The 23980-nt window shown below is 74.7% G+C and carries 20 protein-coding genes and 2 pseudogenes; 10 read left to right on the plus strand and 12 right to left on the minus strand.

Annotated features, from left to right (window positions below):
- Positions 1-108: 108 nt before the first annotated feature.
- Both OG286_RS09420 and OG286_RS09425 read right to left on the minus strand, forming a co-directional pair.
- Positions 109-1638, minus strand: coding sequence for a pyridoxal phosphate-dependent decarboxylase family protein (locus tag OG286_RS09420; protein ID WP_396319868.1), 1530 nt, complete (start codon positions 1636-1638; stop codon positions 109-111).
- Positions 1635-3116, minus strand: a complete 1482-nt coding sequence (locus tag OG286_RS09425) for a diaminobutyrate--2-oxoglutarate transaminase (RefSeq protein ID WP_405362286.1) — start codon at positions 3114-3116, stop codon at positions 1635-1637. The genes OG286_RS09420 and OG286_RS09425 overlap by 4 nt, the downstream gene beginning before the upstream one ends.
- A 156-nt stretch (positions 3117-3272) precedes the next feature.
- On the opposite strand from OG286_RS09425, the gene OG286_RS09430 reads away from it, so the two are divergent.
- Together OG286_RS09430 and OG286_RS09435 are read left to right on the plus strand one after the other, a co-directional pair.
- Positions 3273-3896, plus strand: a complete 624-nt coding sequence (locus OG286_RS09430) for a class I SAM-dependent methyltransferase (RefSeq protein ID WP_405362284.1) — start codon at positions 3273-3275, stop codon at positions 3894-3896.
- A 190-nt stretch (positions 3897-4086) separates the two neighbouring features.
- Positions 4087-4452: a PH domain-containing protein gene (locus OG286_RS09435; protein WP_396319865.1), complete on the plus strand. Its 366-nt coding sequence runs from the start codon at positions 4087-4089 to the stop codon at positions 4450-4452.
- Between the two features lie 41 nt (positions 4453-4493).
- On the opposite strand, the gene OG286_RS09440 is transcribed toward OG286_RS09435, so the two are convergent.
- Together OG286_RS09440 and OG286_RS09445 are read right to left on the minus strand one after the other, a co-directional pair.
- On the minus strand, positions 4494-5246 hold the full coding sequence (locus tag OG286_RS09440) for a response regulator (protein ID WP_405362282.1): 753 nt from the start codon (positions 5244-5246) through the stop codon (positions 4494-4496).
- Positions 5243-6943, minus strand: a complete 1701-nt coding sequence (locus tag OG286_RS09445) for an ATP-binding protein (RefSeq protein ID WP_405362280.1) — start codon at positions 6941-6943, stop codon at positions 5243-5245. The genes OG286_RS09440 and OG286_RS09445 overlap by 4 nt, the downstream gene beginning before the upstream one ends.
- 260 nt (positions 6944-7203) lie before the next feature.
- Between OG286_RS09445 and OG286_RS09450 the strand changes: the two genes are divergently transcribed.
- Positions 7204-8628 carry a cation:dicarboxylate symporter family transporter gene (locus OG286_RS09450; protein ID WP_396319862.1) on the plus strand — a complete coding sequence of 475 codons (1425 nt, stop codon included), beginning with the start codon at positions 7204-7206 and terminating at the stop codon, positions 8626-8628.
- Between the two features lie 230 nt (positions 8629-8858).
- On the opposite strand, the gene OG286_RS09455 is transcribed toward OG286_RS09450, so the two are convergent.
- Both OG286_RS09455 and OG286_RS09460 read right to left on the minus strand, forming a co-directional pair.
- The gene (locus OG286_RS09455; protein WP_405365023.1) at positions 8859-9815 is read right to left on the minus strand and encodes a hypothetical protein; all 957 of its coding nucleotides are present in this window, start codon (positions 9813-9815) and stop codon (positions 8859-8861) included.
- 45 nt (positions 9816-9860) lie between these two features.
- On the minus strand, positions 9861-10466 hold the full coding sequence (locus OG286_RS09460; protein ID WP_405365025.1) for an RNA polymerase sigma factor: 606 nt from the start codon (positions 10464-10466) through the stop codon (positions 9861-9863).
- A 390-nt stretch (positions 10467-10856) separates the two neighbouring features.
- On the opposite strand from OG286_RS09460, the gene OG286_RS09465 reads away from it, so the two are divergent.
- On the plus strand, positions 10857-11231 hold the full coding sequence (locus OG286_RS09465; RefSeq protein ID WP_396319859.1) for a hypothetical protein: 375 nt from the start codon (positions 10857-10859) through the stop codon (positions 11229-11231).
- Between the two features lie 157 nt (positions 11232-11388).
- On the opposite strand, the pseudogene OG286_RS09470 reads toward OG286_RS09465, so the two are convergent.
- The 4 genes and pseudogenes from OG286_RS09470 to OG286_RS09485 all read right to left on the minus strand — a co-directional run bounded on the left by OG286_RS09470 (position 11389) and on the right by OG286_RS09485 (position 15556).
- Positions 11389-11969: pseudogene (locus OG286_RS09470) on the minus strand (GTP-binding protein).
- Positions 11970-12098: 129 nt separating this feature from the next.
- Positions 12099-12529 (minus strand): annotated as a pseudogene (locus OG286_RS09475) (DUF742 domain-containing protein).
- Between the two features lie 463 nt (positions 12530-12992).
- Positions 12993-14360 carry a cytochrome P450 gene (locus OG286_RS09480; protein WP_405362275.1) on the minus strand — a complete coding sequence of 456 codons (1368 nt, stop codon included), beginning with the start codon at positions 14358-14360 and terminating at the stop codon, positions 12993-12995.
- 128 nt (positions 14361-14488) lie between these two features.
- Positions 14489-15556, minus strand: a complete 1068-nt coding sequence (locus tag OG286_RS09485; protein WP_396319857.1) for an RNA ligase (ATP) — start codon at positions 15554-15556, stop codon at positions 14489-14491.
- Positions 15557-16048: 492 nt separating this feature from the next.
- Between OG286_RS09485 and modA the strand changes: the two genes are divergently transcribed.
- From modA to OG286_RS09500, 3 genes are all read left to right on the plus strand, one after another.
- A complete protein-coding gene (gene modA, locus OG286_RS09490; protein WP_396319856.1) occupies positions 16049-16897 on the plus strand; it encodes a molybdate ABC transporter substrate-binding protein in 849 nt (282 codons plus the stop codon).
- Positions 16894-17748: an ABC transporter permease gene (locus OG286_RS09495; protein WP_405365027.1), complete on the plus strand. Its 855-nt coding sequence runs from the start codon at positions 16894-16896 to the stop codon at positions 17746-17748. Before modA ends, OG286_RS09495 begins: the two co-directional genes overlap by 4 nt.
- A gap of 253 nt (positions 17749-18001) precedes the next feature.
- Positions 18002-19069 (plus strand): ABC transporter ATP-binding protein, encoded by a 1068-nt coding sequence (locus OG286_RS09500; protein WP_405365029.1) that lies wholly within the window; start codon positions 18002-18004, stop codon positions 19067-19069.
- A gap of 71 nt (positions 19070-19140) precedes the next feature.
- Here the strand turns inward: OG286_RS09500 and OG286_RS09505 are convergent, their stop codons facing one another.
- Both OG286_RS09505 and OG286_RS09510 read right to left on the minus strand, forming a co-directional pair.
- Positions 19141-19803 carry a response regulator gene (locus OG286_RS09505; RefSeq protein ID WP_405363850.1) on the minus strand — a complete coding sequence of 221 codons (663 nt, stop codon included), beginning with the start codon at positions 19801-19803 and terminating at the stop codon, positions 19141-19143.
- Positions 19803-21095: a histidine kinase gene (locus OG286_RS09510; RefSeq protein WP_405365031.1), complete on the minus strand. Its 1293-nt coding sequence runs from the start codon at positions 21093-21095 to the stop codon at positions 19803-19805. The genes OG286_RS09505 and OG286_RS09510 overlap by 1 nt, the downstream gene beginning before the upstream one ends.
- A gap of 280 nt (positions 21096-21375) precedes the next feature.
- Here OG286_RS09510 and OG286_RS09515 point away from each other — a divergent pair, with 280 nt between their 5' ends.
- The 3 genes from OG286_RS09515 (at position 21376) to OG286_RS09525 (ending at position 23929) form a co-directional block, all read left to right on the plus strand.
- Positions 21376-22284, plus strand: coding sequence for an ATP-binding cassette domain-containing protein (locus OG286_RS09515; RefSeq protein ID WP_396319852.1), 909 nt, complete (start codon positions 21376-21378; stop codon positions 22282-22284).
- Positions 22281-23033 carry a hypothetical protein gene (locus OG286_RS09520; protein ID WP_405362265.1) on the plus strand — a complete coding sequence of 251 codons (753 nt, stop codon included), beginning with the start codon at positions 22281-22283 and terminating at the stop codon, positions 23031-23033. The genes OG286_RS09515 and OG286_RS09520 overlap by 4 nt, the downstream gene beginning before the upstream one ends.
- A gap of 155 nt (positions 23034-23188) precedes the next feature.
- Positions 23189-23929 carry a hypothetical protein gene (locus OG286_RS09525; protein WP_396319850.1) on the plus strand — a complete coding sequence of 247 codons (741 nt, stop codon included), beginning with the start codon at positions 23189-23191 and terminating at the stop codon, positions 23927-23929.
- The last annotated feature ends 51 nt before the right edge of the window (positions 23930-23980 follow it).

Here is a 23980-nt window from a genome sequence, read left to right on the forward strand (position 1 = left end):
AGTGTGCCTTCCTCCAACATCCCTCCGGGGAAAAGGCGTTGTTTTGGAATGCGGCGCGCTTCGGCCCGGCGCAACCGCACCAGGCACACGACTGCCCGGGGCCCGGCGCTACGCCGGCCGGACGTCCCGCCCGGTCCGTACGATCGCGTGCAGCAGTTCGCCGACCTCGGCGGCGGTGGTGTGCGGGTTGAGCAGGGTCAGCTTCAGGCGGACCCGGCCCGGGCCCTCGCCGGGCAGTTCGGTCCGGCCGACGACGGCGCGGCCGGTGCGCAGCAGGGTCCGGCGCACCTCGGCGTTGACCGCGTCGAGCGCGGCTCCGTCCTGCCCGCCGGGCGGGCGGTAGCGGAACACCACGGTGGTGAGGGCGGGTTCGGCGTGGAGTTCCAGTTCGGGTTCGGCGCGGACGGCCTCGGCGGCGTCCAGGGCCAGTTGGTGGCAGGCGTCGACCAGCCGGCCGAGTCCGGCGCGGCCGAGGGTGCGCAGGGTGACGGCGATCTTGAAGGCGTCGGCCCGCCGGGTGGTGCGCAGCGACTTCCCCAACAGACTGGGGTAGCCGGCCTGTTCGTCGTCGGCCGGGTTGAGGTACTCGGCGCGGCGGGCGAGCGAGACGTAGGTCTCGGCGCGACGCACCAGGAAGATCCCGGCGGCGGCCGGCTGCCAGCCGAGCTTGTGCCAGTCGAGGGAGACGGAGTCGGCCCGGGCGATGCCGTCGAGCAGCGGGGCGAGCCGGTCGGAGAGCAGCGCGCCGCCGCCGTAGGCGGCGTCGACGTGCAGCCAGGCGCCGTATCGGGCGGCGAGGTCGGCGGCGGTGTGCAGGGGGTCGATCGCACCGGTGTCGGTGGTGCCGGCGGTGGCGACGACGGCGATCGGGGTCCGGCCGGCCCAGCTGGTCTCGGCCAGGGCCCGCGCCAGCCCGTCCGGGTCCATCCGCAGTTCGCGGTCGACCGGGACGGGGATCACGGCGCGCTCACCGAGGCCGAGCAGGGCGGCGGCGCGCTGGACGGAGAAGTGCGCGGCCTGCGAGGCGATGATCCGGGGTGCGGCGCCGGCCGGGATTCCGTCCAGCTCCACGATGCCGTCGAGCTTCTGGTCCCGGGCCAGCATCAGGCCCATCAGGTTGGACTCGGTACCGCCGGAGGTCAGCACGCCGGCCGCGTGGGCCGGGTCGTAGCCGACCAGGGCGGCGAGTTCGGAGAGCAGCGCGGTCTCCAGCGCGGTCGCGGCGGGGGCCTGGTCCCAGGAGTCCTGGGAGGGGTTGAGCGCGCTCACGGCGAGGTCGGCGGCGGCCGCGACGGCCAGTGGCGGGCAGTGCAGGTGGGCGGCGCAGGCCGGGTCGGCGGGGTCGGCGGCGCCGTGGGTGAGCAGTTCGGTGAGGGTGGCGAGCGCCTGCGGGCCGTGGGCGGCGGCCAGCCCGTCGGTGACGGCTGCGGCGATCCCGGCCGGGTGCCCGGCGGGCAGCGGGCCGCCGCGGCGGGCGGCGCCGGCGTCCAGCGCGTCCAGCACGGTGGCCAGCAGCGGTCCGAGCGCGGCCGGGCCCGCCACGCCGCCGGCCAGCGCGTCGGGCGGGGCCGCCAGGTCGTCGGGGAGGCCGGGCTCCTCGGGCTGCTCCGGCACCCCGGAGGAGCCCGGGCCGTTCACCGGGCCTCCGCAACAGCCGCGGCGACGGCCGTGCCGTCGGCGGCACGGGCGGGCGCGCGGCCCGCCCCGGTGGCACTCCCGGCCCCGGTGGCGCCCCCGGTCCGGGCGGCCGCCGCGATGGCGTCGGCGAGCCGGTCGAGGACGGCGTCGACCTGCTCGTCGGTGATGGTGAGCGGCGGGAGCAGGCGCAGCACCGCGTCGTGCCGACCGCCGAGTTCGACGATCAGCCCGCGCGCGAGACAGGCCTCACGGACCTCGATGGCGAGCGCGGGCGCGGCCGGGCGCGCCCCGCAGGCGTCCGGTTCGGCGGCCGGGTCCACCAGTTCGACGCCGATCATCAGCCCACGCCCGCGCACGTCGCCGATCACCGGGAGTTCGCCGGCCAGCGCGCGGAGCCGCTCGGTCATCCGGGCGCCGACCAGCGCGGCCCGGTCGGCCAGCCCGTGCGCGGCGACGTACCGGAGGGTGGCCGCGCCGGCCGCCATGGCGAGGGTGTTGCCGCGGAACGTGCCGGTGTGCGCGCCGGGGCGCCAGCCGTCGTACTCCGCGCGGTAGACGACGACGGCGAGCGGCAGGCTGCCGCCGATCGCCTTGGAGAGCACCATGGCGTCCGGGACGATCCCGCTGTGCTCGACCGCCCACATCGCGCCGGTGCGGCCGACCCCGGTCTGCACCTCGTCGACGATCAGCGGGATGCCGCGTTCGGCGGTGATCCGGCGCATCGCGCGCAGCCACTCGTCGGGGGCGGGGACGACGCCACCCTCACCCTGCACGGCCTCCAGGACCATCGCGGCGGGCCGGACCACGCCGCCCGAGGGATCGTCCAGCAGCCGCTCGGCATAGGTGGCGGCGAGGCCGGCACCCGCCTCGCCACCGACCCCGAACGGGCAGCGGTAGCCGTACGGGTAGGGCAGCCGGACCACCTCGCCGCCGCCCGGCAGCGGCTCCTTGACAGCGACGTTGCCGGTGAGCGCGAGGGCGCCGGCGGTCATGCCGTGGTAGGCGCCGGTGAAGGCGAGGGCGCCGGAGCGGCCGGTGGCGGTCTGCATCAGCTTGAGCGCGGCCTCGACGGCGTCCGTCCCGGCGGGCCCGCAGAAGTGCACCCGGGCCTGTTCGCCGAACTCCCGCGGCAGGCTCTCGAACAGGGCGGTGGTGAAGTCGTCCTTCTCGGCGGTGGCGAGGTCCAGCAGGTGCAGCGGCGCGCCACTGTCGAGGGTGCGGCGGATCGCCTCCAGGACGACCGGGTGGTTGTGGCCGAGCGCGAGGGTGCCGGCGCCGGAGAGGCAGTCCAGGTAGCGCCGTCCGTCGGCGCCCTCGACCGTCATGCCGTTGGCGCGCACCGGGACGATCGGGAACGAGCGGGCGTAGGTGCGGGCGGCGGACTCGCGCACGCGCTGGCGGCGCAGAATGGCGTCCCCGCCCTGGGCCTGGGCGGGGACGGCAGCGGACCCGGTGGCGGGGACGGCGGCGAGCGTCAAGACGGACTCCCAAGAAGTTAGGTAAGCCTAACTTTACTTCCCTGACCTGGGCGGGAGCGCCGCGGGGCACGAGAACCACCCGAGCGAGTGACGGGGAGCCCGATTCCCCAACGATCGGCCGGGCCGGAGGTTACGGCCGGGCGCTACGCTCGCCGCATGTCGCCGTCCACGCCTCCGACCTCCCCGTACGCCGCCGAACTGGCCCGCACCCGCGAGTTCTTCGCGGCCCGCGCCGCCGGCTGGGACGCCCGCTTCCCCGACGACGGCCCCCGCTACGCCGCCGCGATCGCCGGACTCGGCCTGCGGGCGGGCGACTCCGTACTCGACGCAGGCTGCGGCACCGGCCGCGCGCTCCCTCTACTGCGCGCGGCGGTCGGCCCCGAGGGCCGGGTGCTCGGCGCCGACGTCACCCCCGAGATGCTGCACGAGGCCGACGCCCGCCACCCCGGCACCGCCACCCTGCTGCTCGCCGACTGCGCCCGCCTCCCGCTCCCCGACGCCACCCTCGACGCCGTCTTCGCCGCCGGCCTGATCTCCCACCTCCCCGACCCGGCGCGCACTCTGCGCGAACTCGCCCGCGTCAGCCGCCCCGGCGCCACGCTCGCCCTCTTCCACCCCATCGGCCGCGCCGCCCTCGCCGCCCGCCACGGCCGCGAGCTCACCCCTGGCGACCTCCGCGCCGAGCCCAACCTCCGCCCCCTGCTGACCGCCGCCGGCTGGCGGCTGGACAGCTACACGGACACGGAGGACCAGTACCTCGTGCGGGCCGGACGCCGGTAGCCGCGGGACGGCCACCCGGCCACCGTCCGGGCCACCCGGCCGACCTCGCCCGGCCGTTCCGACCAGGGGCCCGCTCCGACCCGGGATCGCCCGGCCGTTCCGACCAGGGGCCACTCCGAACCGGGATCGCCGCCGTGCCAGACTCGGTGCCCGACGCACCCGAGCCGGGTGCCCGACGGAAGGACCTCGCATGGCGCTCTTCGGCAACGCACACCGGGTGGACAACGCCGAGGCCCAGAAGGAGTTTTCCCGGCTGTTCGGCCAGGGCGAGCAGGTGCAGGCCGCCTACCAGCTGGTGCGCGACACCTTCCTGTTCACCGACCGGCGGCTGATCCTGATCGACAAGCAGGGCATCACCGGCAAGAAGACCGAGTACCACTCGATCCCCTACCGCAGCATCACCCACTTCGCCGTGGAGACCGCCGGGACCTTCGACCTCGACGCCGAGCTGAAGATATGGGTCTCGGGCGCGGCGCTGCCGATCTCGAAGAACTTCACCAAGGGCGTCGACATCTACGAGGTCCAGGCGCTGCTCACCGAATTCGTGGCCCGCTAGCAGGCACCCGGCCGCCCTCGGCCACCGTCCTCCGCCGGCCCCTACCCGCCCCCGCCCCCGCCCCCGCCCGTCCAGCGGTAACAGAGTTCGGGCCGACCGACGCTGCCGTACTGGGGTTCGCGGGCGGCGAGGCCGGTGTCGACGAGGTGTTCGAGGTAGCGGCGGGCGGTGATGCGGGAGACTCCCGCCGCCGTGCCGGCGGCGGCTGCGGAGAGGCCGGTACGGGCGTCGCGCAGAACGGTGGCCACGGTGTCCAGGGTGGGGGCGCTCAACCCCTTGGGGAGGGCGGTGCGTTCGGGGGTGCGCAGGAGGGCGAGGGCCTGGTCGACCTCGTCCTGGCCGGTGGCCTGGCCGGTGCGGGCGAGCGTGTCGCGGTAGCGGGCGTACCGTTCCAGCCGGTCGTGCAGGGCGGCGGCGCTGAAGGGCTTGAGCAGGTACTGGACGACGCCCGCCGAGACGGCCTGGCGGACCATCGCGAGGTCGCGGGCAGAGGTGACGGCGATGACGTCGGTGGTGTGGCCGGCCGCGCGCAGGGTGCCGCAGAGCTGGAGGCCGTGCCCGTCCGGCAGGTAGAGGTCGAGCAGGGTGAGGTCGACGGGCCGGCCGGCGGCGCGGGCGCGGTCCAGGAAGCGCAGCGCGTCCGCACAGCTGTGCACCGTGCCGGCGGCACGGAAGCCCGGTTCGCGCTGGACGTAGAGGGTATGGGCGGCGGCGGCCACCGGGTCGTCCTCGACCACCAGGACGGAGATGTCGGGCCGGGCCGCGATGTCCGGCCGGCCCGGGGAGCGGCTCACGACGCCACCGCCTCACGCCGGCGGGGCAGCCGGCTCAGCGGCAGCCGGACGGTGAGCACCGCGCCGCGGTCCCGGCCGACCTCGACGGTGCCGCCGTTGCGCCGGGCGGCCTGGGCCACGAGGGCGAGCCCGAGCCCGTGCCCGCGGCCGTCCTGCTTGGTGCTCCAACCGCGCCGGAACACGTCCTCCACGGCGGCCGGGTCGATGCCGGTGCCGGTGTCGGCGACCCGCAGCAACAGGTGCTCGCCCTCGGGCCGGGCGGCGTCGGGCGCGGCGGCATCGGTCCGGGCACTCTCGGGCAGGAGGGCGTCGATCCGGGCGGTGACGGTGACCTCGGGTGGATCGGGGCTCTCGGCGGCGCCGGCGATGGCCGCGTCCACCGCATTGTCGATCAGGTTGCCGAGGACGGTGATCAGGTCGCGGGCGGAGAGGCCGGACGGCAGCACGCCGTCGTCGATCCGGCTGTCCGCGGTGAGCGTCAACTCGACTCCCCGCTCTGCGGCTTGGGCGGCCTTGCCGAGCAGCAGCGCGGCCAGTACCGGCTCGCCCACGGCGGCGACCACGCGGTCGGTGAGCTGCTGGGCGAGGGCGAGTTCGGCGGTCGCGAACTCCACCGCCTCCTGGTGGCGCCCGAGTTCGATCAGCGAGACCACGGCGTGCAGCCGGTTGGCAGCCTCGTGCGCCTGTGCGCCGAGCGCCTCGGTGAAGCCGCGGACGGAGTCCAACTCTCCGCTCAACGACTGCAGTTCGGTGTGATCGCGGAGGGTGAGAACCCGGCCGAGGCCGGTGCCGATGGTGGAGGTGTTGAGCACCACGACGCGTTCGGCGGTGAGGTGGACCTCGTCCCGGACCGGCTCCGCCCCGAGCACGGCCGCCACCAGTGCCTCCGGCAGCCCCAGACCGTCGACCGGGAGGCCTTCCAAGTCTCCGGTCAGCCCGAGGAGTTCGCGGGCCGCGTCGTTGCAGAGCACCACCCGGTGGCGGCGGTCCAGCAGCACCAGCCCCTCGCGCACCGAGCGCAGGGTGGCCTGGTGGTACTCGTAGAGGTGACTGAGCTCGGCCGGTCCCATGCCGTGGGTGTGCCGCCGCAGCCGGGAGTTGGCGAGGTAGGTGCCGACCCCGCCGAGCGCCAGCGCGGCCACCGCGACACCGGCCAGGGCCAGCAGAGGACCGCTCAGCTGGGCGGAGATGGACTTCACCGTGATGCCCGCGCTGACCAGCGCGACCACCCGGTGCCGCTCGTCCAGCACCGGCGTGACCACCCGGACGGACGGGCCGAGCGTGCCGGTGTACGTCTCACTGCGAGTCTCCCCGGCGAGCGCCCAGTCGATGTGGCCGAGGAAGGTCTTGCCGATCTGCTCGGGCAGCGGGTGGGTCCACCGCACCCCGGCGGTGTCCATCACCGTGATGAACGAGACCCCCGTGTCGGCCCGCACCTGCTCGGCGTACGGCTGGAGGACGGCGGTCGGGTCGGGCCCGGCGACGGCGGCCCGCACGGACGGCGAGTCGGCGACCGACCGGGCGACGGCGGTGACCTGGGCGCGGGCCGCGTCCTCGGCCCGGCCGGCGGTGAACAGGTACGCGAGCACGGCACCCCCGGCCACCACGGCGGCGACGATGACCACCTGGACAACGAAGAGCTGTCCGGCCAGGCTGCGCACCAGCCGGCGCGGCGTGGGGAGCATGCGCGGGGACATGCCTGCCAGTGTGCACCACGGCGGCCCGACGTCCAGGTGGGCGGCGGAACGCGGGCAGCCGACCTGCGGGGCACGGGCGGCGCACGGAGGAACGCGGAGGAACGCGGGCAGCCGAGCCACGGGACGCGGGTGGCCGGCCCGAGGGGCGCGGGCGTACGTGAACTCTATGAACGCAAACGTGACCTCCGTCACTGCGCAGCACATAGTCGGAGCGGCCCACCACCCGGGGCCGCCAGGACTGCAGGGCGAAGGAGCCGCAGATGTCGATCACCGGAGCAGGACCGCAGGCGGGGGTCAGACGGAAGGACCGCACCCACTACCTCTATCTCGCGGTCATCGTGGCCGTGGTCGCGGGCGTGGTGGTCGGCCTGGCCGCACCGAAGTTCGCGGTCGAGCTGAAGCCGGTCGGGACCGGCTTCGTCAACCTGATCAAGATGATGATCAGCCCCGTCATCTTCTGCACCATCGTGCTGGGCATCGGCTCCGTGACCAAGGCCGCCAAGGTCGGCAAGGTCGGGGGTCTGGCCCTCGGTTACTTCCTCACCATGTCGACGGTGGCGCTGGGCATCGGCCTGGTGGTCGGCAACCTGCTGGAGCCCGGCGGCGGACTGCACCTGACCGCCGCATTGGCCAAGTCCGGACACGCTCAGGCCGCCGCCGGGGCGGCCCAGTCCACCACCGACTTCCTGCTCGGGATGATCCCGACCACCATGCTCTCGGCCCTCACCGAGGGCAAGGTGCTGCAGACCCTGCTGGTCGCCCTGCTGGCCGGCTTCGCGCTGCAGGCGATGGGCCCGGCCGGCGCGCCCGTGCTGCGCGGGATCGAGCACGTGCAGCGACTGGTGTTCCGGGTCATGTCGATGATCATGTGGGTGGCCCCGATCGGCGCCTTCGGGGCGATGGCCGCGGTGGTCGGCGCCACCGGCACGGCCGCGCTGAAGAGCCTCGCCGTCATCATGATCGGCTTCTACATCACCTGCGCGCTCTTCGTGGTGGTGGTGCTCGGCGCGCTGCTGCGGCTGGTCGCGGGCGTCAACGTGTTCACGCTGCTGCGCTACCTCGGCCGCGAGTTCCTGCTGATCCTCTCCACCTCCTCCTCGGAGAGCGCGCTGCCCCGGCTGATCGCCAAGATGGAGCACCTGGGCGTCAGCCGCCCGGTCGTCGGCATCACCGTCCCGACCGGCTACAGCTTCAACCTCGACGGCACCGCGATCTACCTGACCATGGCCTCGATCTTCATCTCCGAGGCGATGGACAAGCCGATGTCGCTGGGCGAGCAGGCCTCGCTGCTGGTCTTCATGATCATCGCCAGCAAGGGTGCGGCCGGGGTCACCGGCGCCGGGCTGGCCACCCTGGCCGGCGGGCTGCAGTCGCACAAGCCGGCGCTGGTGGACGGGGTCGGCCTGATCGTCGGCATCGACCGCTTCATGTCGGAGGCCCGGGCGCTCACCAACTTCGCGGGCAACGCCGTGGCCACCGTGCTGATCGGGCACTGGACCGGTGAGTTCGACCGCGAGCGGGCCCGGCAGGTGCTGGCGGGCGAGGTGCCGTTCGACGAGCGGACGTTGGTCGACGCGCACGGCGGCCCGGCCCCGTCCGGGGCCGCAGAGGCTCCTGACGCCGCTCCCGCGCCACCGGAGACCATCCCGCCGCAGGGTGGAGCGCCGAGCCCGACGGCCGTCTGACCTCCGCTCCCACTCCTGCGCCCCCTACTCCCCGGCCCGGTGCCGCAGCCCGATCCCCCGGGCGGCGCCGGGCCGGGGCCCGTCGCACACCGGGCCTGCCCGGACCTCGCGCCATCGCCCCGCGGCCCTGTCCCCGCGGCCCTGTCCCCGCGGCCCTGTCCCCGCGACCCCGCGCCCCTCCCCCCACGGCCCCCGCCCGCTGTCCTCTCCCGCGGCCCCGCGCGCACGCGTCAGGGCTCGTCCGATCCGCTGACCGCCCAGCTCAGGCCGCTCGCCGGGTCCTCCATGGCGACGTGGACGTGGCGCAGGCCGTCCGCCGGGTCACACCAGGTGAAGCAGCGCATCCGGGCCACCAGCGCGTTCACCTCCGCACGGTTCGGCCCGTCGCCGCCGGCCATCGCGCAGAGCGCCCGCCAGAGTGCGAGCCTGCCGTCCGCCGAGCCGTGCGCCCGGTCCGCCGCGGCCGCCTGCACCAGCACCGGGTAGGCGATGGCGAACGGCAGGTACCCGCCGGTGACCCGTCGGCCCGGAGCCAGCTGCCCGGCCGCCTGCGGCGCCGGACCCCGGACGCAGGCCACCTCCGCCCACTCCGCCAGCGCGGCCAACGCCCGCGTCGCCCGCTGACCGCGCAGGCGGGCTCCCGGCTCGGGCAGCAGCACCGGGCCCAGGCCCTCCCGGGTGGCGGGCAGCGTCAGCAGTGCACTGCGCGAGCCGCCGCGCGGCAGGTAGTCCCGGACCCGCGTGCCCTCGCCCCAGCCCGCCGACTCCCAGGGCTCCAGCACCAGCGGGACGCCCTCCGGGTCCGGCTCGGCGCCGTACGAGAGGTCCTCGCCGATCAGCACCCGGGTGTGGGCGACCAGCCGGCGCACCGGCACCGGGCCGAGCAGCGGGGCCAGCCGCAGCCACGAGTGCCGGGTGGCCAGCACCTCCCAGAGCGGCCCGGCGTCATGGTCCGCGACCCCGGCGGCGGTGCCGGGTCCGCCATCCGGGTCGAACAGGCGCACGGCCAGCTCGGGCGGCGCGGCGTACGCGATCAGGTGCCCGAGCGGTGCGGTCGCGGCCGCCGCCCGGCCCTCGCCCGCGCGCGACACGGCGGCGGCCCGGGCCTGGCGGTAGGCGCCCAGCAGTTCGGGCCAGCGGCCGCCCTCGACCAGGGTGCGGAGCCGGTGCTCCTCGTACGTGATCACGGATCGCAGCGTACGGGCCGGGGCGGCGCATCACCTGACTTGTCGTCAGCTCGGTGCGTCGGGCCGGGACGGCGGCCTCGTCGCAGCGCGGCCGCCGGCGCCGTCGCGGCCACTGCCACTGCCACTGCCACTGCCACTGCCACTGCCACCCAGGTCGCTGCCGTCCGCCCGGTCGCGCTCGCGTTCGCGTTCGAGGACGGCCCGGAGCCGGCTCAGCGCGCGGCGCCGGGTGACCGCCAGCGTGGAGCGGTGCACGCCCAGCAGGACCGCCGCCTCGTCGACCGTGTACCCGCCGAGGTCGACCAGCACCACCACGCGGGCCTGCTTGGCGGTCAGGAACCGCAGCAGCCGGACCACCTCCCAGCGAGCCTGCAACTCCCCCAGCCCCCCGCCGAGCGGGTCGGCCCGGGCGCGCTCCCCCTCGGCCGGCTCCGGAACGACCACCCGGCGGCTCTCCCTGCGCCACTGGTCGCGCACGATGTTCGCCATGGTGGTGAACGCGTAGGCATAGGGCTGGGGATGACGGAGAAACCGCTCGGGCCTGCGGGCGATGCGCAGATACGCGTCGTGCACGATGTCCCCGGCCGCGAACGGACTTCCGGTGAGCGAGAGCGCCGCCCGGTGGAGCCGCGGCAGCATTTCCGTGAACACCCGGTTGAATTCCGCCGTTTCGGGATCGGCCGGACCCGGATCCCGCACACTGCGATCCGGTGGGCTGCGATCCGGCACGCCGAGCTCCATCTCGCCCTGGGCCACCGCCGCACGAACCTCCACCCCGGGAGCGGCGGCGATGCCCGGATCCCGCCCACCCCGGCGCCGACCGGTGAATTCCATGCCGCCCCCTCGGAAATCGGCACCCCGAAAGCACGGCCGACGATCCGATCGCCAGCCGGACTGTGACCCACATCACATCGTAGTTCGTCGTCTCACCGTGCGCAGTCATTCGTGTGCAATGCGTCATCGCCTCGACGGGGCACGGGAACTACCGATTCAGACCCCCAACCCGGACGGGGCAGGCAGCACGAGCGAGGAGAGATCACCATGTCAGGTTGCATCGCCCGGAACATCGCCAGGCTCGGGATGGTGGCCGCGGCCGCCCTCGGCGTGCTCGGCACCACGACCCTGCCGTCCGCCGCCGCCACGCCCGCCGCCGACCAGAGCATCTCCGCCGGCTCGGGCGTCGCGTCGCCCGAGGCCATCACCGCCTCCTACCACTGCACCATCACCGCCGACTACGGCTGGCGCTGGGAGGGCAACTGCCGGATCTACTCCGGCGAGCTGCGCACCATCACCTACTGTGCCAACGGCACGTCCACGACCGGCCTCTGGATCGGCGCCCGGTCCCAGCCGTGGGCGGTCTGGGGCAACTGCCCGGGCTCCAGCTGGACCCGGATCGTCTTCCAGACCCGCGGCTGACCGACCACCGGCGGCGACACTCCGGCAGGCGCGCTCCGACGACAGAACCCGCTGACCGACCGATCGACCGACTGGAGGGGTCCGACAGCACCGAGGGGTGCCGCCCGCACGGGTGGCACCCCTCTCCGCCCTTGCCGGGCCGGGGCGTTGCCGTGGCCTACCTCACGGCCGCGCCGGCGTCGGCCAGCAGGCGGGCGGCATGCACCCGCCGGCCGGCGTGCTCGACCAGGTTGATCAGTACCTGCTTGCCCGAGGCGCGGCGGCGCGCGTCGCAGAGCACCACCGGGGTGCCGGACTCCCGGTCCAGCGCCCGGGCGACCTCCTCCGTCCCGAAGTCACGGGTGCCGGCGAAACGGTTGACCGCCACCACGAACGGGATGCCCCGGTGCTCGAAGAAGTCCACCGCGGGGAAGCAGTCGGTCAGCCGCCGGGTGTCGGCGAGCATCGCCGCCGCCCCGAGCGCGCCCTGCGCCGGCTCGTCCCAGAGGAACCAGAACCGGTCCTGCCCCGGCGTACCGAAGAGATGGACGGACAGGCCCTCGTGGATGCGATCCGGCCGAAGTCCATGGCCGCCATCGTGGTGGTCTTCTGTTCGACCCCACCGGTGTCGTCCACGCCCCGCCCGGCCTCGGTGAACCTCTCCTCCGTGCGCAGCGGGCGGATCTCGCTGACCGACCCGACCAGGGTGGTCTTGCCGAGCCCGAATCCGCCCGCGACCAGGATCTTCAGGGCGAGCACGGGGGTGTCCGAGGAGCCCTCGTCCTCGGCCCCGTCCCGGCCCCCGCCGTTCTCGCGCCCGTTCTCGGGCCCGTCTGCCTCCCGGTCTCGGGCGGGCCGTCCCCGTACAGGCTGTCGGCGTAAGGGCGGTCAGAGTGCGCGGAGTCCATGGATGACCTCCTGGAGGATGCGCTCGTCAGGGAGCAGTGCGGGTGGGACGGGGCGGCTGACCCGGATGCAGCCGGCCGCCACAGATCGCCGAGCAGCACCCGCACCACGCCGAGCGGCAGGTCGAGGTCGGCGGCGATCTCGGCCACCGAGAGGGCGTTGCCACGGCAGAGGTCCAGGATCAGGCCCTGCTCGGGGCCGACCGGCGCGTCCGGCGCGTCCGGGAAGTCCGCCGGGCGCGGGACATCGCTGACGACCAGGGCGATCAGGTCGAACTCCCGCCCGGTGGGCCTGGTCCGCCCCCTGGTCATCGCGCACGGGCGGACCAGCGGCCCGGCCTCGTTGTCGTACCAGCGCGAGCGGTAGGCGGCGGCGAGCGGATTCCTGGCGAGCGGCGGGGTGCTGGGCTGCATGGTGCCGGACGGCGTGGCGTTGGGCAGCGGGGTGTTGGGCTGCGGGGTGTTGGGCAGCGGGGTGTTGGGCAGCGGGGTGTTGGGCAGCGGCTCGTGAGGCTGCCGGTACGGCTGTTCGCCCGGATGCGGCACCCGGCTCACCGGCCGTCCGCGCTGCGCGGTGGTGTGAACAGGTACTCGCCCACCCGGCGGACGGTGAAGGGTCCCGGCCGGGCCGGTCAGGACCAGCCCGGAGGATCGATCACCCGTCATATGCGAGACACACGTGCGCTTCCGGTCCGGGGTGCGTGGGACGCTATCGGGGTCCGGAATGAGCTACGCGAAGATGTGAAAAGCTGCCCACGGCGTGCAGGCGCTGTGTTCGAACGGGTCGGTCCTGCGCCCATGCGTACCAGCTGACAACTCCCGTCCACCGGCGGCCAGTTGTCAGCCATCACCCACAAGCCGACGGCCCCACACCCCGTCAGCGCGGCGCGAGCCGGATCCGCATCGGGCTGTCCACCCGCAGCGTGATGCCCTGGCCGAGCGCCACCCGGCGGTCGATCACCTCGAAGTCGAAGTCGCGCAGCAGCACCCCCAGGGCCAGCACCGACTCCAGCATCGAGAAGTGCTGACCGATGCAGGCGCGGGGGCCGCCGCCGAACGGGTACCAGGCGTAGCGGTGGCGCTCCTTCTCCCGCTCGGGCAGGAAGCGGTCCGGGTCGAAGCGCTCCGGCTGCTCCCAGTGGTCGGGGTGCCGGTGGGTGACCAGCGGCGCCAGGATCACCTGCGCGCCCGCCGGGATGACGTGCCCGCCGATCACGGACTCGGCCACCGCCCGCCGTCCTATCACCGAGGCCGCCGGGTAGAGCCGCATCGCCTCCTTGAGCACCCGGGTGATGTACGGCAGCGCCTCCAGGTCGGCGGCGGTCGGCTCGCGGCCGGTGAGCACCGCGTCGGCCTCCTCCTGGGCCCGGTGCCGCTGCTCCGGGTGCCCTGCCAGCAGGTGGAGGGCGAAGGCGAGCGAGGTGGCCGTGGTCTCGTGCCCGGCCAGCAGGAAGATCAGCACCTGGTCGCGCAGTTCGTCCGGGTCGAGCCGTTCGCCGTCCTCGCCGCGCGCGAGCGTGAGCAGTGCGAGCAGGTCGTCGGACTTGCCGCCGGCGCCGTCCGGACGCAGGGCGCGCTCGGCGATGATCCGGTCGCAGATCCCGTAGAGCTCCCGCTGCGCCTCGGCGCCGCGCCGGTTGGCGGGGGTCGGCCAGTTGCGCGGGGTGCGCACGGGCGAGAAGCCGCGGTCCAGGAGATACTCCCCGAGCGCCGGGAAACTGCGGTGCACGACATCCACCGCCGCCTCGACGTCGGCGCCGAACAGGATCCGGGAGACCGTGCGCAGCGCGAACCGGGACATCTCGTCCGCCGCGTCCACCACGCCGTCCGGCACGGCCTTCCAGCGCTCGGCCAGCACCCGCGCCTCCAGGGCGATCGCGTCCACGTAGCCGTCGACCCGGCGACGGGTGAACAGCGGCTGGATCAGCCGGCGCTGGCGCTGGTAGTCGTCGTCCTGGCTGGTGAGCAGGCCGTTGCCGACGCTGGTCCGCAGCTCGTCGTAGAAGGCGCTCTCCTTGCGGAAGTTGGCCGCCTCGCTGCCGAGTACCTGGTGGGCGCCCTCCGGGGAGAAGACCACGAAGAACTCGGCCCGCAGCCCGGGCGGCCCGGCGGTGAACCGGACGACGTCGCCGTAGTCGCGCCGCGCGGCCAGGTAGGTCCGCAGCGGCCGGCGGGTGAGGTCGAGCATCGAGCCGATCAGCGGGTGTCCGGACGGGCCGGGCACCCGGGCTTTCACCGTGGTCATGAGGGGCCTCCTTCAATGGCGACCCCCCAACGTAACTGACACGGCGTCACCGGAGAAGGGGGCCCCGGGGTGGCCGCGGACCGCCCGCGACCACCCCGCCCGCGCCGGCGGCGCCGGGAGCGGCCCGGTCACTCGTACTCGGTGCCGCCCTTGCGGGTCAGGTAGGCGTCGCTGACCACCTTGGCGATCGCGCGCCCGCCCACCACCGGGCTCCAGCGCTCCGTCACGGGCCGGATCACCACACCCTCGCGCAGGTGCAGTTCGCGCCCGGAGACGGTCTCCCGCCCCTGGGCGAACGCCAGCGCGGTGTCCGGGTCGAACGGCCCGCGCCACAGTTCGGGCACCACCGGCAGCCCGCCGTCCAGCAGTTCGGCGGCCGGCAGCCAGCACAGCTGCCCCTCCACCACGGCCGACACGTCGAACGCGGCATAGCCGGGCAGCTCGGTGCGGCCGGACTCGCCGTAGGTGAGGTCCTGCACGCCGGCGCCGAAGACCTCGCCGAAGATGCCGACCCGCTCGGCCCCGAGCCGCTCCGCCAGCCGGGCGGCCACCTCCGGTATGCGGTGCGCGCGCACCGCCCGCCAGTAGAGGTTGCGCTCGTCCTCGGCCAGGGCCAGCCCCTGGGCACCGATGCCCTTGGACGAGACCTGCACCTCGCCGGTTCCGGCGTGGTAGGTGACCAGACAGCAGCTGCCGTGCAGCTTCTCGGTCAGCACGACCGGCTCGCCGGGCTCGAAGATGCCGGGGAAGCGCTTGAGGTTCTCGATGTCCACCCAGGGCAGCAGGTCGGGCGCGCGGACCACGTCGCCGTTCATCGAGGTCGGGATCGGCGGCTGCCACTTGGTGACGCCCAGGACGTCGGCGAAGTCCTCGCCGCTCGCGGCGGCGGCGGCCAGGTCGGTGCCGGCCAGCGCGCCGGGCCGGCAGACGATGCCCTGCGACAGCTCGCCGCGCAGCCGGACCGCCTTGACCCGGTCGGCCTTGCTCCCGGCGAGCCGCCCGGTCAGGCCCAGCTCCTCGATCAGCTCGGCGGGCAGCACGGCCTGCTCGGGGATGTAGACGGCGTGGTCACCGGTGCGGTAGGCGCCCTTGGCGACCACGGCACGGTAGAGGCCGACCTGGGCGAGTTCGAGGGCGTCCGCGTTGGGATGGGCCAGGATGGTCAGCCGCTCGGCGGTGACGCGCAGTGTGGACATGGGTGTGCTCCTCCCCTTGGCTCGGCCGGTCGGCCGGCGGTGCGTACCAGGTGCCCGTACCGCGTGCGGACCTGCCACACCCCGTGCGAACCGGGTGTGGCAGGCCGTACGGACAGGTCGTGCGCGCGAGTCGGACCGACGACCTGCGCGGGTACGGACGGTGACCACTCTGGCCTCTCGGGGCACCCGTGCGCGAACGGTTTTCCCCAGGGGTTCTCCAGGGTTTCCGGAGGGGATTGCCGGAGGAGTTGCCGGAGGGGTCTTCCAGGGATTCCTCCGGCGGTCCGAGGTGGAATCCGGGGCCCGCCGGCGCAGCGGCGCCCACTCGGTTTGAGCCTTCCGACAGCCGGGCGTTGATCAGCGGCGGTCCTTGCCTGTGCAATGCGACAGACGATTTTCAGCTGGTATTTGCGGCACTATGATCGCCGTAGAGGCCGCAGCTGCGGCTGCATCCCCGCGCCCCTTCCGGCGCCCCCAGGAGGGGAAACACTCATGAGCACCCGCGCCGCCCACCCCCGCAGACTCGCCGTCGCCGCCGCCGCGGCCCTCGCTCTCAGCCTCGGGGTCACCGCCTGCGGCAGCGACGGCGACACCAAGGCCTCGGACGCCTCCCCCGGCAGCGCGTCCACGAGCACCTCCACCGGCAGCAGCAGCGCGCCGAAGGCCACCGGCGGCATCACCGTCTTCGCCGCGGCCTCGCTCAAGGAGAGCTTCACCGACCTCGGCAAGAAGTTCGAGGCCGCCAACCCCGGCGCCAAGGTCACGTTCAACTTCGGCGGCAGCTCCGCCCTCGCCGGCAGCATCAACTCCGGTGCCCCGGCCGATGTCTTCGCCGCCGCCAGCCCGGCCACCATGAAGACGGTCACCGACGCGGGCGGCGCCACCGGCACACCCAAGACCTTCGTCAGGAACACGCTCACCATCGCCGTCCCCAAGGGCAACCCCAAGCACGTCGCGGCGCTGAAGGACCTCGCCGCCCCGGGTGCCAAGGTCGCGCTGTGCGCGAAGGAGGTGCCGTGCGGGGCCGCCGCCCTGACGGCGCTCAAGGCCGCCGGCGTCGACCTCACGCCGGTCACCCTGGAGCAGGACGTCAAGGGCGCACTGACCAAGGTCGAGCTCGGCGAGGTCGATGCGTCGCTGGTCTACAAGACCGATGTGAAGGCCGATGCTGCGAAGATCGACGGCGTGGACTTCCCCGAGGCCGACAAGGCCGTGAACGACTACCCGATCGCCGCGCTGGCCAAGGCACCCAACAAGGACGGCGCCGCCGCCTTCGTCGCCTACATCCAGTCGCCCGAGGCCCAGCAGGTCCTGACCGCGGCCGGGTTCCGGGCACCGTGAGCCGCCGTACCGACCGGTCCGCCGCCGGGGTGGCAGCCTTGGCGGCGGACCGGCCGCCCCGACGGCGGCGCGCGAACCGCGTCCCGGTCGTGCTGCTGCTCCCGGCGCTGCTCGGGCTGGCGTTCCTCGTCCTGCCGGTGGTCGGGCTGCTGGTCCGGGCGCCCTGGAGCAGCCTCTCCGACCAGCTCACCAGCACCGAGGTGTGGGAAGCCCTGCGCCTCTCGCTGGTCTGTGCCACAGCGGCCACGGGGGTGTCGCTGGTGCTCGGAGTGCCGCTGGCCTGGCTGCTGGCGCGCACCGATCTGCCGGGGCGACGGCTCGTCCGGGCGCTGGTCACGCTGCCGCTGGTGCTGCCGCCGGTGGTCGGCGGTGTGGCACTGCTGCTGGTGCTCGGCCGGCGCGGCATCGTCGGCTCCTGGCTGGACTCCGCCTTCGGCATCACCCTGCCGTTCACCACCACCGGTGTGATCATCGCCGAGGCGTTCGTGGCGATGCCGTTCCTGGTGATCAGTGTGGAGGGCGCGCTGAGGGCCGCCGACCCGCGCTACGAGGAGGCGGCCGCCACCCTGGGCGCCTCCCGGCTGACCGCCTTCCGCCGGGTCACCCTGCCGCTGATCGCGCCCGGCATCGCCGCCGGCGCCGTCCTGGCCTGGGCCCGCGCGCTCGGCGAGTTCGGCGCGACGATCACGTTCGCGGGCAACTTCCCCGGCCGGACGCAGACCATGCCGCTCGCCGTCTACCTGGCCATGGAGTCCGATCCGGAGGCGGCGATCGCCCTCTCGCTCGTGCTGCTGGTGGTCTCGGTCGCCGTACTGGTCGGTCTGCGCGAACGCTGGATGTCCGCCCCGTGAGCGCCCTGCGGCCGCTGCCGCCGTCCGCCCGGCCGGTGCCGGTGTCACCGCCGTTCGCCCGGCCGGTGTCGGTGTCGGTGTCACCGCCGTCCGCCCGGCCGGTGCCGGTGTCGCCGCCGTCGACGCTGCCGCCGTTCTCGCCGTCGCGGCCTGCGCCACCACCGCAGGAGCGGGAGGTCCGACCCGCCGGACTCCCCCTCCGCCCTCCGCGCCGGGCCCCACTCGACCACGCTGCCCCCTGGACACCCACACCGTGACTGCCGCCGCCCCCGCCCTCGACGCCCGGCTGCGGGTGGACCGCACCGCCTTCCGCCTCGACCTCGCACTCACCGCCGCCCCCGGCGAGGTGGTCGCCCTGCTCGGCCCGAACGGCGCCGGCAAGTCCACCGCCCTGCGCGCACTCGCCGGGCTGCTCCCGCTCACCGGCGGCCACCTGCGGCTGGACGGCCGCGTCCTGGAGGATCCGGCCGAGCGCCTGCACACGCCCGCCGAGGAGCGCCCGGTCGGCGTGGTGTTCCAGGACTACCTGCTGTTCCCGCACCTCAGCGCGCTCGACAACGTCGCCTTCGGCCCGCGCTGCCAGGGCCGCCCCAAGCGTGAGGCCCGCGCCGAGGCGGCCGGCTGGCTGGAGCGGATGGGCCTGGCCGAGCACGCCGCCGCCCGCCCCGGCCGTCTCTCCGGCGGTCAGGCGCAGCGGGTGGCGCTCGCCCGGGCGCTGGCCGTCCGGCCCAGGCTCCTTCTTCTCGACGAGCCGCTGGCCGCCCTGGACGCCCGCACCCGGCTCGACGTCCGCTCCCAACTTCGCCGCCATCTCGCCGAGTTCGAGGCGGTGGCGGTCCTGGTGACGCACGACCCGCTGGACGCGATGGTGCTGGCCGACCGGCTGGTGGTGATCGAGAACGGGCGCGAGGTGCAGTCCGGCACCCCCGCCGAGATCGCCCGGCGGCCGCGCACCGACTACATCGCCCGGCTGGTCGGCCTCAACCTGTACCAGGGCAGCGCCGACGGCCACCGGGTCACGCTGGCGGACGGCACCGAACTGGCCACCAGCGAGGAGCTGACCGGTCCCGCCTTCGTGGCCTTCCCGCCGTCCGCCGTGACGCTCCACCGGGAGAAGCCGCGGTCCAGCGCGCGCAACGTCTGGGAGATGGAGGTCGCGGGCCTGGACCTGCACGGCGACCAGGTCCGCGCCGACCTGGCCGGGGCCCTCCCGATGGCCGCCGACCTCACCCCGGCCGCCGCCGCCGATCTCGACCTCGCCCCCGGCACCATCGTGTGGGCGACGGTCAAGGCGACCCAGACGCACGCGTACCCGGCCTGAGCCCGCCGCCCCACGGGGCTACCGGGTCCGCGGGGCGAGCCGGGTCCGCAGGGCCACCCGGGTCCGCAGGACTACTGCGCCGGCTCCACGAATCCGGACTCGTACGCGGCGATCACCGCCTGGGTGCGGTCCCGGGCACCGAGCTTCGCCAGCACACTGCTGACGTGCGTCTTCACCGTCTGCACGCCGAGGAACAGCTGATCGGCGATCTCGCCGTTGGTCAGGCCCTGCGCCACCAGGCGCAGCACCTCGGCCTCACGGTCGGTCAGGGCGGCGCGGGCCATGGCGTCCCGGGCCGCCCGGTTGCCCTGGCCGGCGGCGAGGCGGCGGATCGTGGCGGGGAAGAGCAGCGACTCGCCCGCCGCGACCAACCGGACGGCGTGGGCGATCTCGGCCGGCCGGGAGCGCTTCAGCAGGAAGCCGTCGGCGCCCGCGCGCAGGGCCTGGTAGACGTAGTCGTCGATCTCGAAGGTGGTGACGACCAGGATCTTCGGCGCCCACCCGCCGGGCGTGGCGCCGTCCCGGACGAGCTCGCGGGTGGCCGCCAGACCGTCCACCCCCGGCATGCGGACGTCCATCAGCACCACGTGCGGCCGCAGTTCACGGGCCAGGGCCACCGCCTGGGCCCCGTCGGCCGCCTCTGCGACCACCCGGAGGTCGCCCTGCGCCTCCAGTACGGCCCGCAGGCCGGCCCGGACCAGCTCCTCGTCGTCGGCCAGCAGAATGTCGATCATCACGCACCCAAGCGTAGGGGCACCCGCACGGCCAGCACCCACTCGCCGGACTCCGCGCCGGCCGAGGCCTCGCCGCCGAGCAGCACGGCCCGCTCGCGGATGCCGCGAAGTCCCTTGCCGCCCCGGCGCGGTGTGCCGCGGGCAGGCGCCGCCCCGGCCAGGGCGTTGGCGCAGCGCAGCTCCAACCGACCGTCCCGCAGCGCGACCCGGACGCTGATCGGCTCTCCGGGCGCGTACTTGAGGGCGTTGGTGACGCCCTCCTGGACGATGCGGTATCCCTCGCGGGAGAGCACCCCGGGCAGTCTCCCGGACGGCACGTCGATCCACGCCTCGACCGGGCTGCCGGCCGAGCGCGCGGTGTCCAGGAGCGCGGGCAGCTGCTCGATGCCGGGCCGCTCGCGGGCGTCGCCGGCCTGGGGCGTGCCGTGCGCCCCGCCGATGCCGCGGGCGCCACCGATGCCGCGGGCGCCGCCGGCCTCGGCGGGGTCGGCTGCCTCGCCGGTGTCCCGGAGCAGGGCGAGGGTCCGCTCCAGATCCGCCATCGCCTGCCGCCCGGTCTCCTCGATGACTTCGAGTGCCTTGGCGACGAACGCCCCGTCGCCCACCTCGCGCGCCGCACCGGCCTGAATGACCGTCACGGTCAGGGCGTGGCCGATGGAGTCGTGCAGTTCCCGCGCCAACAGGTTGCGCTCCAGCAGGCGTTCGGCCCGCAGCTCGGCGGCGGCCAGCCGCTCGGCCGGGGACGGCCCCAGCAGCCTCCGCGCCATGGCGAGTTGGAGGCGGCCGGCCCAGACGACCAGCCAGCCGAGGGCGAACAGCAGCACCGGCGCCAGCAGCGGGTACCACGGCAGCCCGTCCGCGGCGGGGAGCCGGAGGCCGCCCGGCAGCTGCGGCGCGGGACGGACCAGCAGGTCGAAGGCGGCGGCGGGCACCACCACGGAGAACATCCCGACGAGCGAGCCGAGAGCCACCCGTCCGACCAGCCAGGCCGCCGTCCGGCGCCGGTCGGCCCAGCTGCGGGCGGGCTCGGCGGCGATGTCCTGCTCGCGCTCGGGCATCAACAGCAGCCGCGCCTGCACACCCTCCGCGCGGCGCATCGCCGGGAGCAGGGCGGCCAGCACCAGCAGCGCCACGTCCATCGGGACCGCCCGCAGCAGGATCCCGCCGGGGCCGAAGGCGTACGTCCCCGGATAGATCATCAGGACGACCCCGGCGAAGATCCATCCGATGGCCAGGTGCAGCCACCGCGCGTAGGTGGCGGCGCTCAGCAAGGGCGCGAATATTCGGGGCATCCCGCCATCCTGCCAGGTCAGCGTAGTACGGGGCCCTCCCTCCCGAGAGGGAGTCAAGTCCCCTCCCCGGCGGGATCCGCCGGGAGGTCCGCTCCGGTCGAATGGGGCCATCGACAACCGGGCGGCTGCCGCGCCGGACCATCCGGACCCGGGCCGGCCGGTCCGCACCGACCACGGGCGCGCCGGCCAGACCGCCCACGACCGCCCACGACCGGCCCGGCCCGCCCACGAGCGGGTCGCCGGCAGCGGGACCGACAGCGACAGGACAGGGAGGGCAGCCGTGATCCAGGTTCAGGGCCTCACCAAGGAGTACGACGGGACGCGCGTGGTCGACGACCTCGGTTTCGAGGTCCGGCCCGGCGTGGTGACGGGCTTCCTCGGGCCGAACGGCGCGGGCAAGAGCACCACCATGCGGCTGATCCTCGGCCTGGACCGGCCCACCGCCGGCCACGCCCTGGTCGGCGGCCGCCCGTACGCCGGGCTGGCCGACCCGCTGCGGCAGGTCGGCGCGCTGCTCGACGCCCACGCCGTGCACGGCGGCCGCACCGCCCGCGGCCAACTGCGCTGGCTCGCCGCCAGCAACGGCCTGTCCGACCGGCGGGTCGACGAGGTGCTCGCCCAGGTCGGCCTCGCCGACGCGGCCGGCCGCCGGATCCGCGGCTTCTCGCTCGGCATGCGCCAGCGCCTCGGCGTGGCCGCCGCGCTGCTCGGCGACCCGCCGGTCCTCATGCTGGACGAGCCGGTCAACGGCCTCGACCCGGAAGGGATCCGCTGGATCCGCACGCTGCTGCGCGACCTCGCCGCCGAAGGCCGCTCGGTCCTGGTCTCCTCGCACCTGATGACGGAGATGGCGCTCACCGCCGACCACCTGGTGGTGATCGGCCGGGGCCGGCTGCTGGCGGACGCCGCCACCTCGGAGTTCATCGACCGGCACGGCCGCACCCGGATCCGGGTCCGCGCGGTGGACGGCGCCAAGCTCGACGCGCTGCTCCGCGGCTCCGGCCTGGCGGCCGAACCAGCGGACGGCGGCGCCTGGGAGATCACCGGCGCCGAGCCCGAGCAGATCGCCGCACTGGCGGCGGCCAACGGCGTGGTGCTGTACGAGATCGCAGTCCAACAGGACTCCCTGGAGGAGGCGTTCATGCGGATGACCGCCGACAGCGTCGAGTACCGGGCGGTGGCGGCATGAGCACCTCCACGGCTCTCGGAGGGAACGTCCTGCGGGCCGAGCGGATCAAGCTCACCACCCTCCGCTCGCTCTGGCTCACCCCGCTGCTCTCCGTCCTGCTCACGGCCGGCCTCGGCACCGCCGTCGCCGCGGCAATCGGCGACGAGGACCCGACCCTGACCGACGACCCGGGCACCGGCATCCACTACGGGCTCAACTTCGGCCAGGCCGCACTGGCCTGCTTCGGGATCCTGCTGATCGGGCAGGAGTTCAACACCCGCATGATCGGTGTCTCCCTCACCGCCGTCCCCCGGCGCGGGCGGCTCTACGCCGCGAAGCTCGCCCTCGGCACACTGACCGCTCTCGGTGTCGGCCTGCTCGCGACGGCCGGCTCCTTCGCCGGGTACGCCGCCTTCGCCTCCGGTGACTGGGACGGGCCCGCCTTCGCCCGCAGCGCCACCGCCGGGGTGCTCTACCCGGTGCTGTTGGTGGTGCTCTGCCTCGGCCTGACAGCCATGCTTCGCAGCCTCACCGCCGCGATGGGCCTGCTGGTGCCGACGGTCTTCCTGCTCTCCCCGCTCCTCGGCGGGGTGCCGGGCGTCCGCGACGTGGTCCAGTTCCTCCCCGACCGGGCCGGCCAGTACGCGCTGCACTACGCCGACGACCCGAAGACCGCGTACGGGCACTGGACCGGCCTGCTGATCATGGCGCTCTGGGCCGGGGCGGCGGCGTACGGAGGCCTGCGCTCGATACGCCGGTACGAGGCGTGAACCGGGCGGCCCCGCCGCCACGCCCCACGCAGCCGTCACACCCCGCTCTGCCACCACGCTGCTCCGCCAACGCCCCGCTCTGACACACGCTGCTCGCCGCCTGCCGCGACGACACCCGCCTGCGCCCTCCGGCGCCCGGGGAAGGGACGCTACCGATGACCACCGCCACCGCCGTACTCCGGTCCGAGCGGATCAAATTCACCACGCTCCGCTCCCAGTGGATCGTGCCGCTCGTCGCCGTCGGGCTCACGGTCGGCATCACCCTCGCGGTCAACGCCGCGTACGGGGAGGCGGACCACACTCCGGGCGAGGACCAGGCGGGCGGGATCTACTACGGCCTGCTGTTCGGCCACGTCGCCGTCGCCTGCCTCGGCATCCTCCTGATCGGCCAGGAGTTCAACACCCGCATGATCGGTGCCTCGCTCACCGCCGTGCCCCGGCGCGGGCGGCTCTACGGCGCGAAGCTCGCCCTCGGCGCCGGGCTGGGGCTGCTGCTCGGACTGGTCTCCACGGCCGGCTCGTTCCTCGCGGTCGCCGCCACAGTCGGCCTGGACCTCTCCGTCCCCGGCATGGGGCGCAGCTTCCTGGCGGGCGTGCTCTACCACCCGTTGCTGGTGGTGCTCTGCCTCGGCCTGACCGCCATGCTGCGCAACTTCACCGCCGCACTCGGCCTGCTCACGCCGATGGCCTTCCTCGGCACCACCGTGCTGGCCGCGATCCCCGGAGTACGCGAGGCCGGCCAGTTCCTGCCGGACCGGGCCGGCCTGTACGCGATGCGCACCCAGCCCGACCCCACCGTCCACTACGGGCACTGGACCGGCCTGCTGATCATGACCCTCTGGGCCGCCGCCGCGGCGTACGGAGGCCTGCGCTCGATACGCCGCTACGAGGCCTGAACCCGGGCGGATCCTCCCTTGCGGACGCCCGGTGGCCGCCCGCCAGGCGGT

Origin of the sequence: Kitasatospora sp. NBC_00039 (genome assembly GCF_045160625.1) — a bacterium.
In the GTDB taxonomy this organism is placed as follows: domain Bacteria; phylum Actinomycetota; class Actinomycetes; order Streptomycetales; family Streptomycetaceae; genus Kitasatospora.

Excerpts from the sequence above, each read along its gene's own strand:
- OG286_RS09480 (WP_405362275.1), bottom strand. The coding sequence starts at position 14,360 with ATGACCACGGTGAAAGCCCGGGTGCCCGGCCCGTCCGGACACCCGCTG.
- OG286_RS09450 (WP_396319862.1), top strand. The coding sequence starts at position 7,204 with ATGTCGATCACCGGAGCAGGACCGCAGGCGGGGGTCAGACGGAAGGAC.
- OG286_RS09435 (WP_396319865.1), top strand. The coding sequence starts at position 4,087 with ATGGCGCTCTTCGGCAACGCACACCGGGTGGACAACGCCGAGGCCCAG.
- OG286_RS09485 (WP_396319857.1), bottom strand. The coding sequence starts at position 15,556 with ATGTCCACACTGCGCGTCACCGCCGAGCGGCTGACCATCCTGGCCCAT.
- OG286_RS09505 (WP_405363850.1), bottom strand. The coding sequence starts at position 19,803 with ATGATCGACATTCTGCTGGCCGACGACGAGGAGCTGGTCCGGGCCGGC.
- OG286_RS09525 (WP_396319850.1), top strand. The coding sequence starts at position 23,189 with ATGACCACCGCCACCGCCGTACTCCGGTCCGAGCGGATCAAATTCACC.
- OG286_RS09465 (WP_396319859.1), top strand. The coding sequence starts at position 10,857 with ATGTCAGGTTGCATCGCCCGGAACATCGCCAGGCTCGGGATGGTGGCC.
- OG286_RS09430 (WP_405362284.1), top strand. The coding sequence starts at position 3,273 with ATGTCGCCGTCCACGCCTCCGACCTCCCCGTACGCCGCCGAACTGGCC.
- OG286_RS09445 (WP_405362280.1), bottom strand. The coding sequence starts at position 6,943 with ATGTCCCCGCGCATGCTCCCCACGCCGCGCCGGCTGGTGCGCAGCCTG.
- OG286_RS09520 (WP_405362265.1), top strand. The coding sequence starts at position 22,281 with ATGAGCACCTCCACGGCTCTCGGAGGGAACGTCCTGCGGGCCGAGCGG.
- OG286_RS09510 (WP_405365031.1), bottom strand. The coding sequence starts at position 21,095 with ATGCCCCGAATATTCGCGCCCTTGCTGAGCGCCGCCACCTACGCGCGG.
- modA (WP_396319856.1), top strand. The coding sequence starts at position 16,049 with ATGAGCACCCGCGCCGCCCACCCCCGCAGACTCGCCGTCGCCGCCGCC.